This window comes from Algoriphagus antarcticus (genome assembly GCF_002150685.1).
Classification (GTDB): domain Bacteria; phylum Bacteroidota; class Bacteroidia; order Cytophagales; family Cyclobacteriaceae; genus Algoriphagus; species Algoriphagus antarcticus.
Genome location: NZ_MSSW01000113.1, coordinates 1 through 9425, shown reverse-complemented (window position 1 = coordinate 9425; position 9425 = coordinate 1). Strand labels below are relative to the sequence as shown.

Genomic DNA, 9425 nt, shown 5'->3' with positions numbered 1-9425 from the left:
TGCTCAGCAAGACATAAACTCACATTATTGCAAGAATGATTTTAGCCACTGTTCGCGCTAACACTAACAATCCTTTCGGTGATTGTTATCAATACATTTACTATGGAAGGATGAATGATGAACAGCGAAGTTAGAAAACTTCCAAATCACCTAAGCTCCAAGCCCAGGGTTTCGGGACGAGGTCATCTGAAGTAGCTACTTTACGAAGCGTAACCTCCGGGCCGATGGACATCACCGGCAGAAGTCCCATTTCAATTGGCAAATCATTTTGAAATTGTAATCCTGAAAAAGAAGTGAATCTCACACCCTCGTTTTTCTGAACGGTTTTTAGTCGTGCATTTACTTGTTTTTTTTCGTTTTTCCCAAACCCGGAAAGCTGAAAGAAATCTACAATTCTGAGTTCTTTGCCAATTTTCCCATCTTTAATTCTATAGATCAAAAGGTAAGTTTCTCCATCACTTATAAAATGATATGGAAATAGTGGGCAGGTGGTATAACGCCAATTCAGGTAACCTGAGACAAGGTTCGTTTGAATCTTATCAGAGGTGTGGCTTCCATTTTCTATTTTCTCAAAGAGGCTTGAAATGCTAGACCAGTCACTTTTTGGCGACTGATTTTTGTTTTTTCCTAGCTTAAGGTTAAAGTGCATCTTCAGAGGTAGCTTCCCCCATTTTTCCCAGCCCATTTTCGCATACCCAGGGGAACTCTGAGCATTCGGTGTGTTGTAAATTAATTCTACGCCCTCTTCCTTAAGTTCTTCAATAAGTGAAAGCGTAAGACTTTTGAAAATTCCTTTACCTTGATAATCAGGATGAATTGCTGTGTCCACCGCTCTACAGGCCTTTATGAGTTTTTCTCCTTGGCGAAACTCCCACCTTAAAAACACCCTAACTCCACAGATCAGTCCATTATCTTGTGCAATTAGAATTGGCGATGAGCCGAATGGATTTGCTAGGTGTTTCCAGTTCCAGAGTTCCTCAGATTTAGGAACCAAACTCTCTCCCAAAGACACCTTCAATAAATCAATGATTGAGGGTAGATCGCTAGAATTGGCCTTTCTTATTTGCATGTGATGAAGATAGGTAGATTTTTTATTAGCCACGAATGGCGTGAAGAAATGCAAAGAGTATGGATGTATTTCCTATATGTTGGTTTTGAAATTGACCATTGGGTTTTCACCAACTTGAAAATTGAATTTGAAATTTGATCGTTGACAATTGTACATTGAGTTTGCTAATTTCTGGGTTCTAAGTTCAAACTTGACCCTTGTCCTAAAGTATTTTTATATATTTGACCCAAGCTAAATTTATGCTTCCAGAATGAAGAAAATCCTGTTTTTCGCCGGTTTTGTGGTTTGTGCGACGAGTTGTATTAGTAATAAGCGAATCACATACTTGCAAAATCTCCCTGATAACACCCCAATTGAACTAGACGAATTTATCCCTTTTGCTGAGGTAGATTACGAATACATATTACAACCTTTTGATATTGTTGAGATTGATTTTGCTACTTCAGATCCTGAACTGATTGAAGCATTTACCTTTCAGAATACACAGAGCGCCGGAGGAATGGGCGGTGGTGGGGGAGGAGGCTCCGATCCACTGTATTTCAGAGGATATTCTATTGATCAAAAGGGTGATGTAGAGGTGCCAAAGCTTGGTAAAATCAACATAGCAGGACTCTCAGAAGAGGAGGCCAAGGAAAAGGTACAGGCAGAGATCAACAAGTTTTTCAAAGAAGAAATCTACGTTAAACTAAGGATAGCAGGGATCAGATATACAACGCTGGGGGAGTTTAACGCCGTAGGAGTCAGTGTGATTTATAAGAATCGGGCAACCATTTTCGATGCTTTGGCTAATTCGGGCGAGACTACACTTTTAGGAAAGAAAAATAAATTATTTATCATCCGTCAATACGATGGAGGGACTAAGATCCATCAAATAAATTTGAACGATAGGGCATTATTAGCAAGCCCGTTTTATTTCATTCAGCCAAATGATATCTTGTATATTGAGCCGATGAATATCAGGCAGTTTGGCAATGCAGATAACTTAACAGCTTCTTTAGCGCTTTTTGCAGGGTTGCTAGCTTCCACTCTTTTAATTATTAATTTGGTGACGAGTAACTAGTTGATATGGAGAAGTTAGACTTAAGCCAGTTAGACAACGAGGAAAAAGCGTTGGAAATCAGATACGTGATAGCCAAATACATTCGCTATTGGCCTTGTTACGTGCTTTTTATCGCAATATTTCTTATCGCTACTTTTCTCTTCCACCGCTATACAGTGGATGAATACGAGGTGTCAGGATCCATGATGATCAAGACAAATACTTCTCCGGAGGCGCGGATTCTTGACAGATCAAATATTTTCTCTACAGGACTTAATCTTGAAAATGATATTCTTCGGCTAAGGTCTAAAGGTTTGGCACGTGAGGCTTTGAAAAAGCTTCACTTTGATGTGGAGTATTATGCGAAAACAAATATTAAGGCTATAGAGCTTTATGATCGATCTCCGATACGAATCGAAGTAGATTGGGATCATTTTCAGATCGCAGATGTGCCGATTCAGATAGAGATACTATCTGAGAATACATTTAAACTGACGGAAGAAGAGGTTAGTTTAATGGATTTTAATTCAGCGATGGCTGCGGGAGATGAATCCATTTATAACAAGACCTATACTTTTGGAGAAGAGATAGAGACAACCAAATCGAAGTTTATTGTTCACTTGGTGAATCCAGGCAGAACGAGTGAAGCGCTGCTATTTATGCTGAGAAATCCAAGTTCACTCGAGGATGTGTATTCTAGAGCTGTGCAGGTAAGCTTGCAAAACGAATATAGTTCTGTACTTCGATTGAGTACCACTACAAAGGTCGTAGAAAAAGGACGGGATTACATCAATGCATTGATGGAGTCCTATATTGATTTTGACTTGAGCGAAAAGAATAAGATTCAAGAAAACACGTTGGCTTTTATCGAGGAGCAGCTGGGCTTATTAGAAGATTCTCTTCAGCAAAAGGAGAGAGAATTGCAAGATTTCAAAGTAGAAAACAAGCTGCTCGATGTCTCCGCAGAATTTTCCAACATCCTAGGGAAAATGAATAATCTCGATGAGATGAGTGCGGAGATCGATTATCAATTGGAATATTTCGAGCAAATCCGTTCCTATATGGAGCAAAAGAGCAAGGACTTTTCTGATGTAATTGCTCCTTCAGTGATTGGTGTTCCTGATCCTTTGCTGAATGGTTTGATTCAAACATTAGTTACGCTTTCCCAAGACAGAAGAAAGCTACTTGCTACAGTAAATGATAATCATCCGGAAGTTTTGAAAATTGATGTGCAGATGGAGAAAGTGCAGGATGCACTTTTTGAGAACGTGGTCAATTTGATACAAAATACGAAGCAGAAAAAAAGAAGTATTCAGCGGGATATACTTGTTTATGATGCTGAATTCGCAACACTTCCTGAATCCGAATCAGAGTATTCTGGGATATTCAGAGAATTCAAATTACGAGAATCCCTTTATACTTATTTGCTGGAAAAGCGTGCTGAAGCGGGTATAGCTATGGCTTCCAATGTGTCCGACAATGCCATTTTAGATGCTGCAAGACGAGGAACATTGATTTTTCCTAAGAAGCAGCAGAATTATGGTTTGGCTATCCTTTTGGGATTGTTGTTGCCTTTTGGATTTGTGGTGGTGCGGGATATTTTTGATGATACGATTAAGGATCAGCGTGATTTAAAGAAGCATTTCATGATTCCGCAGCTTGGGATTGTAGGGTATAGTCTAAAGGACACAAATAAAGTTGTGCTAGACTTTCCGAAATCTGCCATCGCAGAATCCTTCAGGTCTCTTCGTTCGGCTATTACTTACTTGGCAAGCGGAAAGGATACAAAGATGATACTGGTTACTTCATCTGTTTCGGGTGAAGGAAAGACGTTTACTTCTATGAACCTTGCTTCAGCTATGGCTTTGGGTTCCCAGAAAACAGTGGTAGTTGGAGGAGATTTGAGAAGGCCCAAATTAGCATCCTATTTTGGCGAATCGGATCGTGTAGGATTATCTACTTATTTAATCGGAAAGGTAGAAGCTGAGGAAATTGTTATTGCATCTTCCTATGAGAATCTATGGTTTGTTCCTTCAGGAATAATTCCTCCTAATCCAGCAGAATTATTGCAGACGCCTAAGCTGACTGAATTCTTGGACTATTTGCGATCGCGATTTGATGTTGTGATTTTTGATACTCCGCCTATGGGCTTGGTATCCGAGACTATTGATTTGATGAGGTTATTTGATATCAATCTGTACGTAGTGAGGCAGAATTATACAGTGAAAAATCACTTGGTGATGATTAACGATCTATTCAATAACAAGCAAGTGAAAAATGTATATGGAGTTTTCAATGGTATTGTCAATTCGGGCTACCATTATGAAGGCTACAATTATGGCTATGGAAATACCTATTTGTATTCCCAAAACAATAAGTACATGTACAATTACTATGGGGACGATTTAGAAAATAAGAGAAAGAAGATTAAGAAAAGCAAAAGAAATATCATGGAGAGGTTGAGAAAGTTGTTTAAGGTGAAATAGTTTAAAGTCCGATGACCGATGACAGAAGAAATCCAGTTTTTAAGACTGAAATTTAAATTATCACCACCTCACTTCTTTTAATTTCATTTACAAAAAAGAAACACTACCTATTTATCACCATACATGCTCACCATTGCCGCTTTAATTCCAGCTCGATATGCCTCTACGAGATTGCCCTCCAAGCTTGTCCAAGATTTAGGTGGCAAGTCCGTGATTCAACGTACCTATTTGAGTACAGTAAATACTGGAGTTTTTAATGAGGTTTGGGTAGTAACGGATCATCCTGAAATCAAGCAGCAAATTGAATCCATTGGAGGCAAAGTGTTTGTAAGCAAGATGGAACATCAGAGTGGTTCAGATAGAATTGCAGAAGCTATGGAGTCCGTAGAAGCAGATCTTATAATAAATGTCCAAGGAGATGAGCCATTTCAGGATGAAAAGTCTCTTAGAGATTTGATAGAGGTATTTTGGGATTCCGAAGTACAGGTAGCATCACTGAAGACCAAAATTTCTGCTAAGGAAGCCCAAAATCAAAATGCGGTGAAAGTGGTCACTGATCTACAGGGAGATGCCTTGTATTTTTCAAGATATCCGATCCCATATAATAGAGAGTCTTTACCTGACCTGACTTATTGGAAGCATATTGGAATTTATGCCTATAGGAGAGAGGTGTTAAAGGAATATGCGAGTCTGGTCAAAAGTGAATTGGAGTCTATAGAAATGCTGGAGCAGTTGAGATTACTTGAGAATGGATATAGAATAAGAATGGTAGAGACAGTGCATGTGACAATAGCTATTGACACTCAGGAGGATTTAGAGAAAGCAAGAAAATTAAGGTTTGAATAACATTATTTTAATTTCATATCTGTATGTACGCTTTTCTGCCAGTAAGCGAATTCTCTTTGGTTAATGGGTTGGATGACCGAAGACCGAAGTAAACCTGAATTCAAGGTGTCTTTGAATTTTTGATCCTATAAATTTTCTCCTAGCAAGATTCCGTATAATCACATTTCATATAAGGATTTCAACTGTTACTTGTCAAAATCATAAAAAATAGTACAGTTTAAGGTTAAATGTTTAAATTTGCGCAGATTTTGAAAAGGAATATTAAAAAACTGTATATGAGGAAGTTGCTAAAGGGACTATCACTTTCCCTTGTTTTTTTATTGGCCTTTGGCTGTATCTCGAATGAGAGAATCATCTATTTGCAAAATTTGGAAGGCAGTCAGCCAATAGAAGATGGTGAGCTAATCAAATATGAAATCCCTGAATACAAGCTTCAGTACAATGATATCATTGATGTCAATATTCAGACTGTGGAGGATATGGTTCAGTTTGGCTTTAATAATAAGCCTTCTCAAATGAACGCGCAAATGGGAAATGTCTCCGCTCAAAGTGGGGGAGATATCTATTATATGACAGGTTATTCAGTAGATCAAAAAGGGAATATAAGACTACCCATAGTAGGTGATGTGAATGTAAGAGAAAAAACCCTTGAACAGGCAAGAATAATCATAGAGGAAAGTTTGAGGAAGTATGTGACCAGTGAGCTTTATGTCAAAGTTAAGCTGGGTGGTATTCGATATTCTGCTTTGGGGGAATTTCGCAGGCCGGGTAAATTTGTAGTGCTTCAGGATAGAATGACAATTTTTGAGGCAATTGCAAATGCAGGAGATCTGACAACAGTCGCCAAAAGAGATGAGGTTTTATTGATCAGACAATATCCTGAGGGGACAAGACTCCACCGGATTAACTTATTGGATAGGCAGGTGGTAGAATCCCCATTTTATTTTATTCAGCCTAATGATCAGCTTTACGTAGAGCCTATGAAAGTGAGAGAAACTGGTACAGGTGAAAACACCGCCCAAACGTTGGCTTTGGTTTTTTCTGGCATCACTGCCTTGGCTTTAATATTGAATTTACTCAAATAAGATTTTATGTACCCGAATACCCCAAATCCTTCCAATTCAGGGCAGAATCCTTTTATGGTGCAAAAGGAAGATGAAATCGATCTTAAAGTGCTATTATTCAACTACCTACAGTATTGGTTACTAATCCTTGCCTGTATGTTTGTAGGTGTAGTAGTTGCATTTATGTTTAACAGATATGCTACAAACATCTTTAAGGTAGAATCCAGTATTCTTGTAGTAGATGATAAGCCAAGCTTGGGGACAGATTTATTTGAATCCTCAGGTTTAGGAATGCTACAAGGCAAGAGTAATATAGAAAATGAGATAGGAATATTAAAGTCATTTTCATTAGCTGAAGAGGCAGTTGCCGAACTAAACCTCAATGTTGAATACTATAAAGAGGGACTTATTTCCACTTCTCAAATCTATGAAAAGTTGCCCATTCTGGTTTCAGTTAATTGGAGACAAGCCCAGTTAGTAGGAGGTAAATTCAGACTGGAAGTAATCAATGAGGATTCTTTTGAGCTCAGGGTGGATGATGATGAGTTTAGAATTTATAATCCTAGTGATCCCTATTATAAGACCTCACCCGCAGAGTCAATTTCTTTAAAGAAATCTGTTTACAGCTTTGGAGAAGAAATCAAAGGCGATAATTATTCATTTACTATCAATCAGATAGCTGCTTTACCCGGTGAAATTATCTTATTCAATTTGGTGGACACCCCATCTCTTGCCTTAAAATATCGTGGAGAGTTGGCAGTTTCTCCTATTAATAAGCAAGCCTCCATTTTATCTTTGAGCCTGGAGACACCTGTAAGGAGGTTGGGCGAGGACTACATTAATAAGTTGATGGAAGTGTACCTGGACCGAGAGCTGGATGAAAAGAATAGGGCTTCTGAGAATACTGTTAAATTTATTGACGAGCAACTTTCCGGTATTTCTGATTCTCTGAGATTCTCGGAGAACAAACTTCAGAAATATAGAACAGAGAATAAGGTTTTCAACCTCTCCGAAGAAGGGTCTGTGATTTTCCAAAGAATGCAGGAATTGGAAAAGGAAGAGGGGCAAACTGAAATCAGCCTGAAGTATTATCAGACCTTACGTGATTACCTAGTCACCAACCAAACAGGAGATATGGTAGCTCCATCTGTGGTGGGAGTCACAGATCCATTATTAAATTCTCTTGTTCAAGCCTATAGCGAGCTACAGGCTGAGCAGAATAGACTATCTGGTAATTTTACAGACATCACTCCTGCAGTGAGGGAGAATGCCACACGGATTCAGAATATTAAAAAGCAATTGCAGGAAAATGTGAATTCTGCAATAAGTAATACTCAAAACGTAATTGCTGATCTGAACAGTCAGATAAGAAATTTGGAAGTTGATGTAAACTCCTTGCCAAAGACAGAAAGGGATTTGCTCGGAATAAGGCGTCAGTTTGAATTCAATGAGAATATTTTTGTTTACCTCCAAGAAAAAAAGGCAGAAGCTGAGATTACCAAGGCCGCCAATATGCCAAATAACTCAATTTTGGATTTTGCAAAAGCTGGGCAATCGCCAGTTGCTCCTAAGAGATCATTGAATCTTCTAATTGGCCTAATTCTAGGTCTGATTCTACCTATAGGTTTTATTACTGTCAAGGACTTCCTGAATACTAAGATTGAAGATCCTAAAGACCTGGAAAATCAACTTAAGGTTCCTTTGATAGGAATGATAGGAAGAAACAATTCTGATAATGCTATTCCTGTATTAAATGAATTACGATCTTCTGTTACCGAGTCCTTTAGATCCTTGAGAGCAGATATGTCCTATTTGAGTCCGCAAAAAAATAATTTGACTATACTATTTACTTCCTCTATATCAGGAGAAGGAAAGACTTTTGTTTCTATCAATATGGCTGCGGCTTATGCACTGATGGGAAAGAAAGTGATGTTGATAGGGTTGGATCTTCGGAAGCCAAAGATTGCTGAAGATTTTGGGCTGGTTAATGACATGGGAATGAGTACTTGTCTCAGTACAGACACTCCTTGGCAGAAGGTGGTGAAATCCACAGGACACAAGCATATGGACGTGATTCTTTCAGGTCCTATTCCTCCCAACCCTGCAGAATTGCTTTTGCAGGATAAGTTTGGGGAAATAGTGAAGGAGATCAAGCAAGCTTATGATGTAGTGATCTTTGACTGCCCACCAGTAGGTCTTGTTTCGGAGACTAAGGAGCTTTTTGGCTTCGCAGATATCAGCTTCTTCGTTTTTCGCCAAGGATATTCTATGAAAGGAAATTCTCAGATTTTGAATAACCTTGTTGAAAAAGGCGGGGTTTCAAAGATTTACGGCATCCTCAATGATGTGCATATTGATAAAGGCTATGGCTACGGGTATGGCTACGGGTATGGGTACGGCTACGGAAACAACTCCTATGGATATCATGAAGAAGTTCAGTTGCCATGGTGGAAGAGAGCATTGAGAATTAAGTAGGTCTTCTTCGCTTTTGCGGTGTGCAAAAAGAAATCAGTATAAGCCGGTCAGGATTCTCCTTTCCGGTTTTTTTTTATGTGAATTTTACTTGACAAATTCTATGGTAGGGAGCGAATAATCATTCTCCCTAAAAACATTTCAATTCGTGCTATCCTCAAAGTTTATAGGTATTCCGATTTCCTAAAGCTAGATTTCAAACATCCACATAGCCTATCTCCCCTTTAGGGGTCGGGGGTTAGCAGATTTGCATAGTATTAGGGCGCGGTGGGAGGCTGCAATAGCGGGCCAGGCGGTTGGATGGCGCGGAGAAGCATTATTGCAGCAGGGCTTTTGGTTACTTTGGGCCTCAAAAGTGGCAAAGGATAAGACTTTTTACTGTAGCAATGAATATCTCTTCGGCAAAAAACCTTTCATATTCACTTAAGCTTTAGGCCGAGGGAAATAGC

The 9425-nt window shown here is 38.9% G+C and carries 6 protein-coding genes; 5 read left to right on the top strand and 1 reads right to left on the bottom strand.

Translation table 11 applies throughout. The features are described 5' to 3' along the window. Positions 1-130: 130 nt before the first annotated feature. Positions 131-1069, bottom strand: coding sequence for a GNAT family N-acetyltransferase (locus BVH04_RS24575; RefSeq protein ID WP_140160666.1), 939 nt, complete (start codon positions 1067-1069; stop codon positions 131-133). Between the two features lie 250 nt (positions 1070-1319). Here BVH04_RS24575 and BVH04_RS24570 point away from each other — a divergent pair, with 250 nt between their 5' ends. The 5 genes from BVH04_RS24570 (at position 1320) to BVH04_RS24550 (ending at position 8979) form a co-directional block, all read left to right on the top strand. Then, entirely contained in the window at positions 1320-2129 is an 810-nt protein-coding gene (locus BVH04_RS24570; protein WP_086544104.1) for a polysaccharide biosynthesis/export family protein, read from the top strand. Positions 2130-2134: 5 nt separating this feature from the next. Next, complete coding sequence (locus BVH04_RS24565) at positions 2135-4594, top strand: GumC family protein (RefSeq protein WP_086544103.1); 2460 nt, start codon at positions 2135-2137, stop codon at positions 4592-4594. Between the two features lie 123 nt (positions 4595-4717). Beyond that, complete coding sequence (gene kdsB / locus BVH04_RS24560; RefSeq protein ID WP_086544102.1) at positions 4718-5440, top strand: 3-deoxy-manno-octulosonate cytidylyltransferase; 723 nt, start codon at positions 4718-4720, stop codon at positions 5438-5440. A 275-nt stretch (positions 5441-5715) separates the two neighbouring features. Then, a complete protein-coding gene (locus BVH04_RS24555) occupies positions 5716-6525 on the top strand; it encodes a polysaccharide biosynthesis/export family protein (RefSeq protein WP_086544106.1) in 810 nt (269 codons plus the stop codon). Positions 6526-6531: 6 nt separating this feature from the next. Continuing rightward, on the top strand, positions 6532-8979 hold the full coding sequence (locus tag BVH04_RS24550; RefSeq protein WP_086544101.1) for a GumC family protein: 2448 nt from the start codon (positions 6532-6534) through the stop codon (positions 8977-8979). Positions 8980-9425 lie beyond the last annotated feature (446 nt).

Bases quoted from the DNA above. Each gene is read 5' to 3' on its own strand.
- BVH04_RS24550 (WP_086544101.1), top strand. From the start codon at position 6,532: ATGTACCCGAATACCCCAAATCCTTCCAATTCAGGGCAGAATCCTTTT.
- BVH04_RS24555 (WP_086544106.1), top strand. From the start codon at position 5,716: ATGAGGAAGTTGCTAAAGGGACTATCACTTTCCCTTGTTTTTTTATTG.
- BVH04_RS24570 (WP_086544104.1), top strand. From the start codon at position 1,320: ATGAAGAAAATCCTGTTTTTCGCCGGTTTTGTGGTTTGTGCGACGAGT.
- BVH04_RS24575 (WP_140160666.1), bottom strand. From the start codon at position 1,069: ATGCAAATAAGAAAGGCCAATTCTAGCGATCTACCCTCAATCATTGAT.
- BVH04_RS24565 (WP_086544103.1), top strand. From the start codon at position 2,135: ATGGAGAAGTTAGACTTAAGCCAGTTAGACAACGAGGAAAAAGCGTTG.
- kdsB (WP_086544102.1), top strand. From the start codon at position 4,718: ATGCTCACCATTGCCGCTTTAATTCCAGCTCGATATGCCTCTACGAGA.